Annotated in this window: 13 protein-coding genes; 1 reads left to right on the top strand and 12 read right to left on the bottom strand. The window is 46.2% G+C overall.

All coding sequences use genetic code 11. From position 1 onward, the window contains the following. Positions 1–321 precede the first annotated feature (321 nt). The 4 genes from KQI_RS0102770 to KQI_RS0102755 form a co-directional block, all read right to left on the bottom strand. Positions 322–1,323 (bottom strand): ABC transporter substrate-binding protein, encoded by a 1,002-nt coding sequence (locus tag KQI_RS0102770; RefSeq protein ID WP_010345185.1) that lies wholly within the window; start codon positions 1,321–1,323, stop codon positions 322–324. Positions 1,324–1,615: 292 nt separating this feature from the next. After that, entirely contained in the window at positions 1,616–2,155 is a 540-nt protein-coding gene (locus KQI_RS0102765; protein ID WP_010345184.1) for a CueP family metal-binding protein, read from the bottom strand. 204 nt (positions 2,156–2,359) lie between these two features. Continuing rightward, entirely contained in the window at positions 2,360–2,905 is a 546-nt protein-coding gene (locus KQI_RS0102760) for a GNAT family N-acetyltransferase (protein ID WP_010345183.1), read from the bottom strand. Positions 2,906–3,003: 98 nt separating this feature from the next. Beyond that, positions 3,004–3,945 (bottom strand): ADP-ribosylglycohydrolase family protein, encoded by a 942-nt coding sequence (locus KQI_RS0102755; protein WP_010345182.1) that lies wholly within the window; start codon positions 3,943–3,945, stop codon positions 3,004–3,006. Positions 3,946–4,211: 266 nt separating this feature from the next. Between KQI_RS0102755 and KQI_RS0102750 the strand changes: the two genes are divergently transcribed. Beyond that, positions 4,212–4,790: a DUF1697 domain-containing protein gene (locus KQI_RS0102750; protein ID WP_010345181.1), complete on the top strand. Its 579-nt coding sequence runs from the start codon at positions 4,212–4,214 to the stop codon at positions 4,788–4,790. A 131-nt stretch (positions 4,791–4,921) separates the two neighbouring features. Here the strand turns inward: KQI_RS0102750 and KQI_RS0102745 are convergent, their stop codons facing one another. From KQI_RS0102745 to KQI_RS0102710, 8 genes are all read right to left on the bottom strand, one after another. Then, entirely contained in the window at positions 4,922–6,667 is a 1,746-nt protein-coding gene (locus tag KQI_RS0102745) for a methyl-accepting chemotaxis protein (RefSeq protein WP_010345180.1), read from the bottom strand. A gap of 239 nt (positions 6,668–6,906) precedes the next feature. Then, a complete protein-coding gene (locus tag KQI_RS0102740; protein WP_029390004.1) occupies positions 6,907–9,300 on the bottom strand; it encodes a polyprenyl synthetase family protein in 2,394 nt (797 codons plus the stop codon). Positions 9,301–9,440: 140 nt separating this feature from the next. Beyond that, positions 9,441–10,472 carry a phosphotransferase enzyme family protein gene (locus tag KQI_RS26640; RefSeq protein ID WP_010345178.1) on the bottom strand — a complete coding sequence of 344 codons (1,032 nt, stop codon included), beginning with the start codon at positions 10,470–10,472 and terminating at the stop codon, positions 9,441–9,443. 14 nt (positions 10,473–10,486) lie between these two features. Beyond that, complete coding sequence (locus KQI_RS0102730) at positions 10,487–11,485, bottom strand: AraC family transcriptional regulator (RefSeq protein WP_010345177.1); 999 nt, start codon at positions 11,483–11,485, stop codon at positions 10,487–10,489. An 86-nt stretch (positions 11,486–11,571) separates the two neighbouring features. Then, complete coding sequence (locus KQI_RS0102725; protein WP_010345176.1) at positions 11,572–12,765, bottom strand: MFS transporter; 1,194 nt, start codon at positions 12,763–12,765, stop codon at positions 11,572–11,574. Between the two features lie 28 nt (positions 12,766–12,793). Then, a complete protein-coding gene (locus tag KQI_RS0102720; RefSeq protein WP_010345175.1) occupies positions 12,794–15,574 on the bottom strand; it encodes an alpha-L-rhamnosidase in 2,781 nt (926 codons plus the stop codon). A gap of 236 nt (positions 15,575–15,810) precedes the next feature. Then, positions 15,811–16,812 (bottom strand): ABC transporter ATP-binding protein, encoded by a 1,002-nt coding sequence (locus tag KQI_RS0102715; RefSeq protein WP_010345174.1) that lies wholly within the window; start codon positions 16,810–16,812, stop codon positions 15,811–15,813. After that, on the bottom strand, positions 16,796–17,785 hold the full coding sequence (locus KQI_RS0102710) for an ABC transporter ATP-binding protein (RefSeq protein WP_010345173.1): 990 nt from the start codon (positions 17,783–17,785) through the stop codon (positions 16,796–16,798). Before KQI_RS0102710 ends, KQI_RS0102715 begins: the two co-directional genes overlap by 17 nt. Positions 17,786–17,809 lie beyond the last annotated feature (24 nt).

The following is a 17,809-nucleotide window of genomic DNA, read 5'->3' as shown; positions in this document are numbered from 1 at the left end:
TAATAGGTTTTTAGTATATACAAATTAAGGTATTACACGGGACCTGGATGCCCATAAGCATACAGGAGATGTAGCGTATGTCCCCAGGCTCAATTTCCGTCGACGAGCAACTGGATTAGTTATAAGGAGAACCCTGTATCTACGGGTGAAGAATAAACTGGAGAATGAACAAAATGGGGAACCAACGAATAGAAATGCAACGGGATAGCAGCCAATCTATAAGCCAATAAAATAAAAAAAGCATGGATGAGAACGGTTAGACCGCCCCATTCATGCTTGCCATGCGCCAGTTATATACCGGACAGAATACTCAGCCCCGGCTCATTTTGTAATCGCCGCAACCGCGTTGTCGACCAACGCTTTTGACGAGACAGGACCGCCAAACGTCCATGTCTTGCTGTCCAATGCATAGGTACGTTTTTCTTTGACAAAATTCAGGCCGTTCCAGACCGAATTACTTTTCAGCGCTGCACCAAAAACATCATCGTCCGGCTGCACAATATAGAGGAAGTTGCTGTCCTGAACGGCAGACAACGCTTCAATGCCTACCGTTGAAAAACCATACGGTTCAAGCTTGGCCGGTTTCCAATCGTTAACCAGCCCGATCTTCGCCAGTGTGCCTACGACGACCGAGTTATCCGCGAACATGCGCAGGCTGGCCGCATTTTGATAAGTGAACGCCTGTGTCAGAATATAATGGAAGTCCGCTTTTCCGGCAGCAGCGAGCTTTTCTTTGGCCTGTGCATAATGCTGATCCAGCTCCTTCAGCACCTGCTTCGCTTTATCTTCTTTTCCAAGAGCGACCGCGATGTTATTGAATATCTCCACCATTTTGTCATAATCATAGCCTTTACCGCTATTCAGACTATATTCGACTGTCGGTGCAATGGCTTTCAGTTGATCATAGATAGCTGCATTTCCATCAACATTGGAAATAATCAGATCCGGCTTCAATGCAGCAATCGCCTCCAGATTGGGCTCGTCGCGCGTTCCGACATCGGTCACGCTGCTGTCCAGAGCCGCCTCCGAAGATACATACTGCTTGTATCCGGCATTATCCGCATTACCAATCGGCTGAACGCCCAGCGCAACCAGATCCTCCGTAAATGTCCATTCCAGCACGACAACACGCTTGGCCGGGCTGTCAAGTGTGATCTCGCCACGATGATGCTTTACCTTCACAGGACCAGCCGCTTCGGATGGTGTACTGCCGGAAGCTGGCGTCTGATTTGTATCCGATGTATTACCGGCCGCCCCGCAGCCTGCCAAAGCAAGCGCAAAAACCAGCAGCAATAAAACCCCGCTCAAACTACCTTTTTTCATAGAACATATTCTCCTCATGTATGTACATTTTAAGATAATGATAATCATTATCATTTTTGGATTATGACGGAGAAATGTAATTTTGTCAATGATAAAAGGTAGTGCAGAGCGTTCAACGGGAACGCAGACATGTCTTGCTTTCCGGTTCAGCATAGTATCTGACCCAGTCACTCCTTCCACGGGGTAGCTGGTGCCTGGTATCGTTATATTTTCCGAAAGTTAAGAGCTTTGTAAACCTTCCAATCCCTTTCCTATATACAGGATTCCGATAACTGGAATTTAATTCACTGTATTAACCCAATTGCATCGTGGTAATACAGGTATCGTCCTTTTCAAACGTGGAAATTTGGGATTTTGCAGTCTTCCCTGCATGCTCCACCGTAACGCTATAGGTTTTGTCACGCGGTAGCCATAGATCAATGAATCCATTGGGCTGGGATTTTATTGAGGTCTTATGCATGACTGAATTTCCAGCGGAATCACGAATCGTTACACTGAACTCCTCATCCTTCATTTCGCCTTGACAACCGGTCAGACTATGAGTTGCACAAGGGTGGGTCTGTTCCATATATGGCGCTATCGAAAGAAAAAATTCGTTGTCAGGCAGAGCGTAGTTCTTTGCAGTTTTACCATCCTCCGATACGCTCAACTGAGTGGAAGTGATGGAAGCAGACTCGGCCGTTGCCTTTCTTGTACTGAAATCCTGCACCAATTGCTTGATATTTGACGCTCCCAGGTTGCCGGCTTCTTCTCTTGGGGCATTCCCTGCAATCAAGTATGTCCCCATGGCGACAGCGACTAACCCGGTAGCTATCAAGGTTAATTTTTTCATTTTGAGTTCATCTCCTTGTCCCTTTTTTATTATTATAAAGGAGAGTGCATCAGGATGGGCACGATGCACTCTTTATGTCACCATATGCTCACATTCATCCTCTACAGGTGCAAGATTTGATCACAGGCGGTTTTCTCTCTCGAACCAATAAGGCCCAGCGGCTCACTTCTATTCAGGTTATAGGAGATTGATTCACTCTATTTCTCATAAAAAATCCTGTACTTCACATAGCCACACCATGTGATCTCCATCCTTGCCCCAATAATCCTTTGCAACAGTGTAGGGGGTGCCGAATTTTCGCAGCCATTTGGTCTGGGCTATTTTGAAGCCGCTATCCAGGCAAAATTGTGCAACTTCCATTTCTTTCAGCCTGACCATCAAAGCTCGAATCAACGCCGAGCCCACTCCCTGTCCCTGATAACTGGGCAGCACATACAAACTCCCCAAAGTCCCCACATGCCGGAGTTCGTCGTTGGTACATTTCCTGATTTCTTCTCCACAGGGACCATAAGAGATCGTTCCAACGACTTTATGGTTATGTATGGCCGTCAGGAAAAACAAGTCTGGATTCAAAGCTGACAAAGATGCACGCAGCAACTGTTTTTTATGTTCAATCTCCTGCTGTATGTCATCGATTAAAGCTTCCAGACCCTCCTGTTCAAATGCCGCAGATATGGAACTTTCAAAAACATGATCCGCCGACTCCAAATCCGAAGGAACAGCGGGTTGAATGCTGAACTGTTTTTTCATGATGACAAAACTCCTAGTTATTAGTCTTTTTATACTTGATTTCATATCATGATGTAGTGTCGCAATCCCAGCCTTTAAAAGTCAACATGAACCCATGTTCATCCTTCATTGAGGTTATTTTCGGCCTTCTTCCATAAAGCCTCAGTAAGTTCATCAATCGTCTCCTTCATTGCAAGCTTCTCACGCCAATGACCCGGAATTCCACTTTGCCCGTAATAAGCCCCGGCAATCTGCCCGTACACTGCTCCGGTTGTATCAGCATCATCCCCAAGGTTTACTGCCAGCAGTGCCCCACTTTCAAATGAAGTTGAATGATGAAATGCCCACAACGCAGCCTCAAGGGAACGAATGACATAACCGGTTCCCTGGATTTCGGGCGGCTCCTTATGGCGGTAAGATCCCTGGATGATTCCTTCAATTGCTGTCGAATAAGTTGGCTTGTCCCGCCGCCACTTACGGCACACATCGGCTGATAACATGGCTTCTTTGTCTGCCCCACGCAGAGCTGCTACAAGGATTGAAGCAAGCACCGCGCAGGCCTCAACACTTTCGACTGCTCCATGGGTGGTGCGTGAACTCATCTCGGCGTACCTTATCGCCTCTTCCGGACGGTTCGCATAGGCCATAGCAACAGGTGCAAGCCTCATAATGGAGCCATTTCCCGCGCTCATGGGGTCAACAGATCCGCTGTACGGATCTCCAGTGGCTTCGAACCGATGCAGCGCCCCTCTTGTCGCACCACCGATATCAAAGCATGTTCCTGTGCTGCTCATATATCCTACATAGTACCAATTTGTGTATCGCCGCATCTGGTCTGCCGGATCAAATTCATCTTTTCGCACCAGACTTTCGGCTAAACAGAGGGCCATGGACGTATCGTCCGTCCACTGTCCCGCTTTCAATCCAAATACACCGCCGCCCACGATATCCGTTACAGGTTCAAATGTACCTGGACTGCTGAATTCCACCGTGGTTCCCAAAGCATCACCCGCAGCCAGTCCGACCAGACATCCAAAAAAACGTTCCTTGATAAGTACCATTCTGGTTCAACCTTCTTTACAATTGTGATAACTAACGTATATTTTCAGCTTAATCCATCTCACTCCTACATTGTAAAATTAATCTGGCAGGATCAACAAGATGGCAAATATGAATTAATAGTGCTGCTAAAAACATAGAAACATATGTTCTTTATTTGTGTATTATGATATCTTAGAAACGGATAATATGTAGGAGGTTTCTGAAAAAGGCGTATTTAAGTCTATCCTTTTGTTAAAATACTTTTGCACAGGAGAGGTGGCCTGATATGATCTATATCGCATTGCTGCGAGGCATTAATGTAGGCGGCAAAAACAAAATTGACATGAAAAAGCTCAAGCAAACGTTTGAGAAGGCAGGCATGGGCCATGTGACAACGTACATCAACTCCGGAAATATCGTTTTTACCAGTAAAGGTCAATCCAATGAGGAACTGTCGCTGCAACTGGAGCAAGCGATACTGGAGGATTTCAGCTTACCTATTCGGGTCATCGTCCGCAATATGGCGGAAATCCGGACCATTATGGAGGCATTGCCGGAGGAATGGACGAATGATACCCAGATGAAAAGTGATGTAATGTTTTTGTGGGATGAAATCAACGATATTTCCGTTGTGGACAAGCTTCCTTTGAAGCCGGGAATAGGCCATGTAATATATACGCCCGGAGCCATTCTGTTTTCTGTCAGCAAAGAGCATGTCATAAAAAGCGGGATCACGAAGCTCGTCGGCACCAGCCTGTATCAGCAAATGACGGTGCGGAATGTAAATACAGCCCGGCAGATTTACACGCTGATGCAAGCGGCTGAACAGGAAGAGTTGCGTGCCGAAGGCAACCCTAGAGAATAAAGTGAAAAAGGGAACCTTCCTGCGGCTCCCTTAACTACATTTCTTGAATATATTGTTTCCTATCTCCCCTGCCTATCAAGTGAATGAAGACAGCCCTTCATATGAAATACCGCTCCCCCGTACTGGCTTCATCAAATTGTAAAATCATCGACTAGCTCATTTAACCGGGCAGCACTTTCCTTCACCTGATCGGACTGCTGCGCCACTTCAAGAGACTTTTCCGCCGATAAAACCATATTTTCAGCTATGTGCTGGGTAGAGATGGCAGACTGTTCACTGGCTGTTGCAATCTCATGAATCGCTCTCACCATGGTTTGAATGGTTGCATTCACCTGCTTGGAGGTGGCGTTCAAATCGTTGACTGTATTCGTATGCTCAACCGCATCGTTGTAATATTGTTCCGCTGTATCCTCAAGCAGCTGGTAATCGTTGCTAACCTGGGTTTGCAGAAATTGGAGCAATTCTTCGGCATTGGTGGTCAGATTGGCTACCGACTGCACAACCTCTTGAGTCACACTCTGAATCTGGTCTACCGCCTGCCTGGACCCATCTGCCAGCTTGCGAATCTCACTCGCCACAACCACAAATCCCCTGCCCGACTCCCCCGCCCGAGCCGCTTCGATGGATGCGTTGAGAGCCAGCAAATTGGTTTGGGCCGTAATTTCCAGAATAGACTGGGAAAGCATACGTATTTGGTCTACCGCCTTGGCCTGTTCCAGCGCTTCCGCCATCTTTTCACTGGCCTTCTGGTAAATTTCCTTGGACACTTGATTGGATACACTCGCCTTTTGCTTCAACGCTTCAGCCTTTTGGCTTGAAGCATAAGCAGACTGGGCCCTTTCCTGCGTTTTGACCGCAATATGCTCTGCCGCCCGCTGCACTTCATCCACAGCATGATTCATGTTTTCTGTATAGGCTGAAGTCTCTTCCATCGCTGCCGATAACTGTTCGACCGTAGCGGATACATCTCTAACCTGCTCGTTAAGGTCTGCCATATTATGATTCGTCTGATCACTTAACTGGTTAATTTGACGGGACTCATTGACAACTCCCGTAATAACCATTGAGGTTGAATCTGTCATTTGTTGAATGGCACGTGCAATGACAGCGATTTCGTTATTTCCCTTGAGCAGGGCCGGATCAAATGCTGCCATTAAATTTCCTTGGGTAATCTCTTCACAGTATGTCGTAATGGTGCTCATCCGAGAACGGATATTCCGAATGGCTGAAAAGGAGATCATACCAAGAACAGCCATCACCAGGGCCAGAATCACGATCAAAACAATCGTGCGCATGTTAATCTCATTTTGTGTATTCTGATATAAGTTGGCTGATTGTTCATTATTGTAATCAGAAATAGCAGTCAGCATCTTCACAATCGCCGTACTGGATGTATTAATCCGGGTTCTCTCTTCCTTATCATACGTACCGGTATTTTTTTTGACTGCCATGATCTGCTCAATATTCTGATAATAGGTATCTATGCTGCCCCTTAATTCCTCGTACAATTTTTGTTCCATCGAATCCAGATTCTTTTGCGCGAATTTATTTAACCCTGATGTAACACTGTCTTTTCCCTTCTGTACCTGTTTGTATTGTTTATCTGTGTACTCATCATTATCAAGCACTTTGGTATAGTTGGCCCGCATGTTATAAAAATCACTTTTGACTTCCAGAATATTCGTCTGGTGTTGAAAACGATCCATGTACAAAATACCTTGACCCTCTTTGGCTTGGTACATGCCAAAAACCCCAACCAGCGATACAATGAGCAAACCCACCAGGCTAACAATGATCATGGTGACCATCGTTGTCGTGAACTTTGAATCTCTAAATCCTTTTGCGCTTTTAGTGCCTTCTGATAGTTTTGTTTTCATCAAAACTCCTCCAGTCGTCTATGTATAATCGATCACGCCGCTCTCTCATAAGCACTTTCTCTAATCAAACTCAAGAGATCACACCATGATGATATATATATCGGAAGAAAGCGCTTCATTTTATAATAGAAATAACAGTGCTGCAAAAATAAAGAAATATTTTCAAATGAAAGGATGATACGATTATCCCCTTGCAAAATACCCCATCGCTTATATTAAGCAATGGGGTACACACCTTTTTAACGGTCCCGGTTAACCATATAGTTCATTACATGCTTTAGAAAAGCGGTGTTGCGGGGGATCTCTTTCAACGCTTCCATAGCTAGACAGTAGTGTTCCCACATCTCTTTACTGGCACCTTCCTGACCCAGGATCGACACGAAATTCGAATTGTTATTTTCAGAATCCTTGCCAACAGGTTTTCCAAGTAAGAGCAGATTTCCCTCCACATCAAGCAAATCATCTTTAATCTGGAAGGCAATCCCCGCGTGATAAGCAAATTTCTTCAAAGCAGCAATTTCCGGCTCCTTGACCTGTGCAAGCATGGCAGGCATAACCAGACAAGCCTCAAATGCCACTCCGGTTTTGTAAAAGCACATCATGTTCAACTGCTCGAGTGTCAATGCCTTTCCTTTGTAATCCAAATCCATTGCCTGACCCATGCACATATCCTCCGCCTTTTGAGCCGAGTATTGTATCAAAGCAAGCACAGTCTCAGCATGGAACTGGTCAAGTGACGATTGTTCCCCAATCGCCTTCTGAATCAGATACAGACCGGTTAGTTCCGCAGTAGCGCTATTGTGTACCTGATGTAACGTCTGACGCCCTCTACGGGTAGACGAGTTGTCCTGGGAAGGCAAATCATCAAAGATCAGGGATGCGGTATGCATATACTCCAATGATCTCAATAGTGGCACGATCGCTGACGCGTCCAGTCCATATTCGTTTACACCCATGACCCAAGTCAATATAGGCCGTATACGCTTCCCATCCCCTTCGAGACTGTAATTTGCAGCATCGATAAGCTGTTCTTTCATCGCCGGAATCCCATGAGGTTTGGTAATTTTCAATTGGTTGTTAATCTGATGGCGAACCGTTGTGATCGTATTAAAAAAATCTTCCTTTTCTTTCGTATTGTTTCTCAGATGGGTAATCATCTGGTCGCGAAGCAGTTTATCGAAAAAATCCACATCATCCGCTTTTTGCACCATCTGCTGGATGAGACGATTGAATTCCGGATTTCCGGATGCAAAGATCCCCATAATCTCGTTATACTTTTCAGTACCTACACGTTCTTTATAACGTTTGAGTCCATTCATTGCACGATCCAGAATCACCTCACGGGCCATAGCATCAGAATCATACACGTTATGGATCAAATAGGAAATGACTGCCCAGTATAATTCAAAGGGGTTGATCAGATCCGAACGCTCGTCATGGTATTTTAAATAGTAGGTATAGGGGGTTACCGCACCGTCTCTCATATCGTCAACCATATCCGCAAAATCATCCGCTAACTGGTTATAGATACCATAAAAGAATGTTCGTTGCTCAAAGCCCTCATTCTCTGGAGCACCCATCACAGCACGGGCAATCAATCGGGAAGAAGAAGATTTTAAAATGACAGGTATATAAAGCTCTTCATTGGTATAGTCAGCTCGCGTTAGCACCTTCACACGGTCGATATCCTGAGCATGAAAAAAGACATAGGACTGCTCGAAAAATGTCTGCTGTGTGTCCGGCCGCTGATGTTCCTTAATATACTCAAAAGCATCCGAAAGCTCTGCGTGTATGAATTGAATCAATTTCATATGATTTCCGTTCCAGTCGCCCAGCTCAGGCACAGTACCAGTAAGAAGCGCGGCACGTATCGTACAGGAGTATTGTTCTTTCTCTTGTACGGTCAAAACCTGGGAATCGAGCAGATCGTCAATGAAAGGATAGGTTAGACCATAGGAATAACCAAGCCGGATGGCTTCATCCAGTCTGCGAGCACGTTCCGCAGGTGATACGTTATCGTCCATTTCTTCCATCACATGCAGAACAACCCCGATTATGAGCTTAATCAGTTTGCGCTGGGCCTGCTCTGCATCCATTTCCTTCGGAATATGAGAGGATACGGTCCTAAGTTTGTTGATTACCCAGATCGTGGCGGTTTCTATACCTTCCTTCTGGGCCCACCGATACACCCCGGCCAAATTCATAAATTCTGGCTGGTCTTCCCCGTTTTCACCGGTAGCTTGAATCAAGTGTTTTTTGATGTCAGCAGTGACACGCTGAATCTGGAGCTGTGTGTCAGCAGAATTCAAAGCTTTGCCTAAATCCCTCATGTAAATATAGGAGACGCTTCGATCCAGGTAAGCATCCAATTTGCCTGTATAATTCAGCCATTGAATGTATTTATAGTAATCCCGAGTATCAGGTTTTCTCTTTCCCCGCGAAAAGAAGGATAACCATGAAGAATGATGAATATGCTTCATTTTCCACATTTGAATATCTTCTGTCAGAGTAGTCACATAAGTCTTGTCTATGACCTGTGTATAAAGTGATGTAAAATACTGAACCGCCTTCTGCTCAGCCAAATGATATCCTTGATCGGCATGATTCATAAATTCCTTATTCATACAATGCATTACCTCAACTTCTATTTTTGTTAAACATGGTTGCACTTCTTCCCTGACGGGAACGGATTCGGATCATGTTTTTATCTTTATACGGGGAAAGAATCTGTGAGGTTACGAAATTATCATGCTGGAAAATATAACCTTCTACCTTAATGCCAACGGGCAGTATGGTTTTGACTTGATGCCATTCCTGCGAGAACCAATTCCTCCTGAATCCAGCTGCTTCTGGTACACAGTTGCAGCAAGTCGGCAGAGACCTGCTTGACCTGCTCTTGTAGCACATGTGGCTGATCCGTTCCTTCCAGAAAGCGACTCAAAAAATGAAGAAATACATCTACCTTCCTGAGCAGCATCAATACAGGCACCGCATCAATCTCAGCTCGGGACAGATGAATTCGGCGGCAAAAGCCCTGGCAAAAATCCCGAACAGCCTGCGTCTCCTGCGGTTGCCCCAAAAAACCTGATAGGATGACCGCTGGTTCCATGACCCGAACGTCTAGCGTACAAAATTCAAAGTCAAGCAGTGCAGCCACCTGGCTATGATCGGAATCCTTTACTAACAAATTAGAAGCGTTCAAGTCCCCATGTACAAGCTGATGCGGCAATTCTTCCAGTGCATGAAGCGAATCTGCAATCTCTTCATATACTTTTCCTATCAATCGTAGCTCATCATGCAATGCTTTCAGAGGCTCAGGCGGATTTAGGCAAACCTCTCGAATGATCTCTTGGTTGCACAATGGATAGGATTGCTGCAAGGCGTAGTACGGTCGGTAGACTGGAGCCAGTTCAAGCTTGAATGTCGCAAGCACAGCAGATAATTCACCCGTAACCTCGCCAAAAGAATAAGCAAAGCTTGAATCCTGCTCCCGTGGTGATTTGCCTTCGATGTAGTCGAACAGACAGACATATTTGCCGCTTTCCTTCTCAAGCTGAACGACGGTCTCTCCCGTAACCGTTCGCATTGGCATCGGTGCCCTGAATGACAGAGAATGCTTACTGAGCGCCTGTAAAACCGCATGCTCAAATTCAATTTTATCCCTATCCCTGTGTGTATCGTAGACGCGCAGCACCCCGCTTCGCCCACTACCCTTAACAAAATACGTCGTATTATTCCAGCCCCCGGTTCGTTTCTGCAACGTTCCGTTCCACTCCGGCCAGTGCCGTCTTAGTATTGCTTCCAAGGATGTATCCTCCTTTATTTCCTCAACTGTTTGTTGCGGATATTTTGCGGGGTGGCACCATACGCTGTTTTAAATTTTTTATAGAAAAAACTCATGCTGTTATATCCAACCTGCTTAAATATCATTTCGAACGGCAGGTTGGTATTCACTACCAGAGAATAGGCTGCATTGAGTTTAATGTTGGCAATCAGTTGAGTGTAAGTAAGACCGGTTACTTTTTTTAGCTTATTACTTAAATACGTACTATTGTAATTAAAATGATTGGATAGTTGCTGCAGGTTTAAATGCTGATAGTGCTCTTCCATGTAATTCAGAATAGAGGTAATATTATTTTCCTGCTGGTTCAAGTGAATATTATGCTCGCTTTCCAATACACGGACCAATTCTCCAAAAACAATTGGCAAATAAGCCTTGACCAATTCCATCGAATCCTCTTGCCTGGAAAAATATTCAATCAGGATTCTACGCAGTATATATTGAAGGTTTTCATTATGCTGCGACTCAAAAATAATAAAGTGATTATGGTGCTGATGCTGGAGGACAGAGTTGGCAAGAAATTCGCCAATCAGACTTTTTTTCTTAGATAACCGTTGCAGGAACAGGGAAGAAATCGTTTCTCTTTGCAGCAAGATATTAATAAGGATATCGTCTTCCCCCAAAGGAGCGATGCTGTGCGGCACATCCTTATCCAAAACACACACCTGGCCTTCACAAAGCAGAATTTCTTTGCCTGCTATGATTTGATTGCACTTGCCTGAATAAACATAGTTTAATTCAATAAATTCATGCATATGCTCCAGCATCGGAGCAAATCTATTGTGCTTGCTAATATAAATATCATGTTCTCCAAAGAAAAACAAAGCAGGCATACGGTACATATTCTGATTCACATCAAAGTATCGTTCATCCTCCGATTCTTCGGAGAGGTCGTTAATCACCTGATTGTTTTGTTGTTGTAAAAGCTCAATTTCCGTTTTAGTTCTCAGCAACTGGTCCAACTCATGAAGGTTCATGAACACTGACTCCTCCTTCACTATATGGTGGAAAAACGGGCGGTTCTCCGCCCGTTGCAAAAACTTCCTGTATGGGATGACTCCCCTTAACTGTGGACTGCCGCCTGAGTTTTGCTTCCCTTGCCTCTAATAGCGATTCCCAGACAGATGAGTGCAGCAATCATAAATACAATCGCAGTGACAAGGAATGCAAATGAGGCGGTTTCATTTCCAAACAACATGCCAACCAGCTTGATGACATAAGGCGAAGCAAACGCTCCCAAATTCGAGCCTACCATCGCAATGGAAATGGATAATGTCTCACTGCCTTTAGGCACGATTTTGGTTAGTATGGTAAAAATATAAGGAATAAACAGCGCAAAACTAAAGCCAATGATCAGCATGGCAACGGTAACCATGGTCACATTCTGAGCAAACCACAGCAGTACAAAACCTGTTGCTGTTAATAGACTGGAGATAAAGGGTGCATAATTTCTAAACCATTTATATATTCTACCAAACAAGAAGCCTGCAACCATGGTTGACAAGGAAAACAGCGTTAACGCAGTTCCTAGAAAACCAGCATTGGACATACTCTTTTCAGCAATCATAATGCCTGTTTTGGTATACACAATCATAATAAAAGTCATAAACAGGAAAAGTGCGGCCCCTAATCCGAGTACAGGTATGGATACTCCGCCACTCCTGTGGCCCGTTCCTGTTGAACTCACTGCAGGCTCCCCGCGCTCTGGTTCGGGAATGACAAGAAAGAATAACAGCGCAATCGGAATGGTGATCGCATAGCATAAAAAGGCGAACTGCCAGTCGATTAAGGCAAGCTGTCCTGCCACAAAGGTAGCCAGGCTGCTTCCGAGCCCTTGAACGGCGCTTTGAAAGCCTACTAATTGGGCACGTTCGTCCCCTTCAAAAAAATCGCTAATTAAGCTGACGGCCAGCGAATTGAACATCCCGAGGCCAGCACCCAACACCAAGCGCAACGCGAGAATCCATGTAATGTTCGTCGTGAGCATAGGAAGTATACCGCCAATGACCACGAGCAAAAGTCCTAGCAGGACTGTATTTTTTTTGCCCAATCGGGAAGAGATCGGACCACTCAACAGCACAAACAGCATCATTGAGAAAGATGGAATCGTAACTACGCTTTCAATCAGCGAGCTGGAAACTTCTGATAATTGGTTCAGCATCATCGGTATGATAGCCGAAATGGCACTCGCTGATGTCAGGACTAAGGAAATGGACAGCAACGCCGTTTTAAACAACACTTTGTTCTTACTATTCATCAAGCTTCTCTCCTCTAGTCTATGTTATTTAGCCTCTGGTTGCATGTGCAGGAACCTGGGCAGCCTGGCAGTATCTGTACTGGAATGCGTACTGTCCAGAACCGACCGTAAACGTCATTTCATGATCTCCGCTCCGTCGGAAGATCGCCTGTTCCCCTGTTGAACCTAGCTTTCCGGCCAGCTCCTGATGCACATTACCAGGCGGATACTGAATCGACGGATATTGCGTAGCAATTGTCTGCTGTAGTGCATCCGGCTCCATCACTCCCGGAAGTGTAATCTTAGCCGTCGTATTATGCGGTACAAGAACCGTCATCTGCATTTCTTCATTTACGATTTTCCAATGAACCTCAAGCGAACCATATGGTGTCTGCAGTTTCCCGTGGGCCGAAGTAAGATTGGCAGGCGGTTTGGGAGCTAAACGTGACTTTTTATACCCCGCTTCAAGCACATCGATTCCGGCAATATTCTGGTACATAAAGTCTCCAACTGAACCGTACGAATAGTGATTAAACGAGTTCATATCCGTGCTCCAGAACGAACCGTCCACTTTGATGCTGTCCCAATGCTCCCACATGGTCGTTGCCCCACGTTCAACCTGATAGAGCCATGAAGGATAGTCATTTTGAAATAAAACCTTATAAGCTACATCTGTATAGCCATTGTCGGATAAAACCAGGCATAGATAGGGTGTGCCCACAAAACCGGTATCCAGATGCATATCATTTTTTTCTATAAGCCGTACGAGTTCCTGAATCACTTGCTTTTTATACTTTTCTGGCACCAGTCCGAAGTGCAAAGCCACAACCTGTGCAGTCTGGGTATTGGAGGTCAGTTGGCCAGCGTCATCGAAGTAGCGATTCGCAAAAGCGGCTTTAATCCCCTCATGCAAGCTTTTATATGTGTTGTAATCGGTATAACGATTCAGCAGTTTGGCCGTCTGCGCCAAAATATGAGTCGAATACGCAAAATAAGCAGTGGCCACCAGCGTTCCGTCCGTCGCCCCAAAATAGCTGCCTTCCTCGCTATCCAGCGCCAGCCAGTCTCCAAGCTGCAAACCGGTATCCCAAAGATATTCTTCGTGCCCCTGGGCACGGATATAATCCACCCATGCTTTCATACTGTCATACTGCTGAGCTAAAATTTGCTTATCCCCATAGCATTGATAAACGGTCCATGGACATATAACCGCCGCGTCTCCCCATGCTGCCGTCGTTTTGTCCATATTGTCGGCAAAGGTTCCTTTAAGGACATCCGGCACTACAAAAGGCACTGCCCCATTTTCCAGTTGGTTGTAAGCCAAATCCTTCAGCCACTTTCGGAAGAAAGAAGCTGCATTCATATTGAAGCTGGCCGTTCTGGCAAAAATCTGTGCATCGCCGGTCCAGCCTAACCGCTCATCACGCTGCGGGCAATCGGTCGGCACATCCAGGAAGTTCCCCTTTTGCCCCCACACAATATTGTGTTGGAGTTGATTCAACTTGGGATCGGATGTCTCAAACAAGCCAACAGTCTCCATGTCCGAATGCAGAACAACACCCGTAAAATCTTCAATTGCAACGCCATCCGGAAAGCCCTCAAGCTTCACATATTGAAAGCCTTGGAAAGTGAAATGCGGCCTAAATATCTCCGTCCCCTTCCCGCTGCAAATGTACGTAATCTGCTGCGCTGCATCACGAATGTTGTCTCTGTAAAAGTTCCCTTGCTGATCCAGCACTTCACCATGAACCAGATTCAAAACTATACCTGCGGGAGCTTCAACTTTAAATTCGAGCCAGCCTACCATATTTTGACCCAAGTTAAGCACCCGCTCACCTTTGGGGGTTCGAATGAGTTCAACAGGCTTCAACCGGTTCATCACACGGACAGGCTCGTTCTCCTGAGCAACCAGATGACTTAACGGGAACGGGACGACCTGCATCATTTTCCGTTCGGTCAAGGAGCTGTGTTCGGCTGCCTGCTGCTGCTCAAGTCGGGCATCATAGATTTCGCCGTTATAAATATCCGACATTAAAATGGCACAGCTCGCTTCCTCCCAGGAAGAATCAGAGCAAATGACTTCAGAACGGCCGTCTTCATAGCTAAGCTTCATTTGAAATAACAATGCATTCGTGTTCCCGTAGGTGTCCTTGCGCTTCTGCCAGCCCAGATAACCGCTATACCAGCCTTCTCCCACCGTTGCTGTGATTCGGTTATGCTGCTCTCGAAGGGTAGAAGTCACGTCATAAGCTTGCACCTGGACACGATCGTTATAATCCGTCCATCCCGGAGTAAAGTAGGCATCGCCCACTTTTTGTCCATTTAGCTCCAGTTCATACAGCCCAAGGCTTGTAGCATAAATGACTGCTTTTTTCACTTTTCCCTCAACCGAAAAACACTTGGAGGCGGCAAAAGGAGCTCTTGTCTGAAACTGTTCATGGATACTCCGCTCCTTCACTGTGATCCATTGTGCCTTCCAGTCCTGCTCATGAAGCAGTCCCATCTCCCAATAGCCGGACTCACTCCATTCCGATTCCTCCGGTTCTGTGTCACCCGCTCCCTGAGCCCATACTTTTACCCGATAATAATATCTTTGTCCTGATTCCAGTGGAGGGCCTTCATATGGGAACAGAATGGATTGATCTGAATAGGAAAAATGATTCCAGAGCAGCGGTTCAAAAGTGGGATTTACGGATACCTGCAGTTGGAACCTTTTTTGGGAAACATATATTTTGTCAGATTCGATCTGCCAACTTAACCGCGGCTTTAGACAGCCCAGCCCAATCGGATTATTTAAATGTTCGCATCTAAGCGCTTTCACTTTTAGCATTCTTATGTCCTCCCTGAGGTCTTCTTTTGTATTTCTATACTCAAATTAAAACGCTTCCATAGACTATGCGCAATGTTGTATCCCTGCATGTTGTATGCTTGATTTACAGGTGTTGAAATTACATCCCTAATATCGAATCTTAAAATGGATATATTAGAAAAAAAAGCCTGAATCCGTTGGGGACGGATTCAGACTTGATTTTTTTTAGAAGGCCTATCTATTCTTTTATAGCTGGCTTATGCCTGTCCAGCTATTGCCTGTTCCGGCGTGGAGGTCGGATACAAGTGACAGGCGACCTGCCGACCCGGTGCAGCTTCGGCAAAGATCGGCTGTACCTTGCTGCAAATATCCATGGCTGCCGGACAGCGGTTATGAAACGCACAGCCGCTTGGCGGATTTTCCGGGCTGGGCACATCGCCCTTGAGCACAATCCGCTCACGTTCGGCTTCCGGATCAGCTACAGGCACCGCAGACATTAACGCCTTCGTGTACGGATGCAGCGGCTCCCTGAACACTTCTTGGGTCGGTGCAAGCTCAACCAGCTTGCCCAGGTACATCACCCCAACACGGTCGCTGATAAATTTGACGACCGACAAATCATGGGAAATGAACATGTACGTCAGATCATATTGCTTTTGCAGGTCCTTCATCAGATTGAGCACCTGCGCCTGGATGGAGACATCGAGGGCCGACACTGGCTCGTCACACACGATAAACTTGGGATGAAGCGCGAGTGCCCGTGCAATCCCAATCCGCTGGCGTTGACCGCCCGAAAACTCATGCGGATAACGATGAGCGTGATAAGGAGACAATCCGACCACTTCGAGCAGCTGTTCCACACGCTCTTTGAGCTGTTCTTTGCTCCATTTTTCATGCGTGATGAGCGGTTCTTCCAGCACCTGCTGCACCGTCCACCTGGGATCAAGCGAAGCAAACGGATCTTGAAACACCATTTGCATATCCGTTCTGAATTTGCGCAGCTGCTCTGCATTCAGCTTCCGTATATCCGTGCCGTTAAACAAAATCTCCCCATCGGTTGGTTCGATCAATCTGAGAATGGCTCGTCCGGTTGTGGATTTGCCGCAGCCGGATTCTCCTACGATTGCCAGGGTTTCACCCTGCTGTACAGTCAGGTTAATACCATCCACCGCTTTGACTGCTCCCACTTGCTTGGAAAAAAGTCCTTTTTTGATCGGATAGTGTTTTTTCAAATTACGTATTTCAAGCAGTGTACTCATGATATCCCTCCTGCTGTAACAAGCAGCGGCTTTTGTGCCCGGGTTCCACTTCCACAAGCTCCGGGGCCTCTGCAAGGCAAATTTCCTTGGCAAACTGACAGCGTGGTGCAAAACGGCAGCCTTTGGGCATATCGAGCGGGTTAGGAACCTGGCCCGGAATAGAGGCGAGGCGCTCCTGATCACTGTTCAATTGTGGCAATGAGGCTAACAGACTCTGTGTATATGGATGCTTGGGATCTTTAAAAAGCGTTTTGACATCCGTTTCTTCCACTACTTGTCCAGCGTACATAATTACGACCCGATCACACATCTCCGCAACAACACCAAGATCGTGGGTAATCATCAGAATAGAAGTTCCTTCGGACCTCTGCAGCTCACGCATCAAATCAAGAATTTGCGCCTGGATGGTTACATCAAGTGCTGTTGTCGGCTCATCTGCGATCAGCAGCTTCGGATTGCAAATCATCGCCATTGCGATCATAACCCGTTGGCGCATACCGCCCGAGAGTTCATGCGGATAAGAAACGGCTACCTTCTCTGGACGCGGGATGCCAACCTTCGTCAGCATTTCCACGGCCATGGCTTTCGCCTTCTGTTTACTTACACCGTGATGGTATCTGGCAGACTCCGCAATCTGCTTGCCGATTTTGAACACGGGATTCAGCGAAGTCATGGGCTCCTGAAAAATCATGGCCATCTCGTTGCCACGGATTGAACGCATTTTTCGCTCTGAAAATTCCAGCATGTTCTCACCGTTAAACCGTACTTCACCAGCGGCTACTTTCCCAAGTCCTTTGGGGAGGAGCTGCATAATGGAAAGGGAGGTAATACTCTTGCCACACCCGGATTCCCCAACGATTCCGAGTGTTTCCCCTTGGCCAACCGACAGATCGACGCCGTCCACAGCCCGGATGATTCCAGCCGCAGTCTTGAACTCCGTCCGGAGATTGGTTACTTCAAGCAGTTGTGCCATGCCCTCTTCCTCCTCCTTGGCCAT

The sequence above is a fragment of the Paenibacillus peoriae KCTC 3763 genome (assembly GCF_000236805.1).
Taxonomy (GTDB): domain Bacteria; phylum Bacillota; class Bacilli; order Paenibacillales; family Paenibacillaceae; genus Paenibacillus; species Paenibacillus peoriae.
This window is presented reverse-complemented; position numbering and strand designations above follow the sequence as displayed.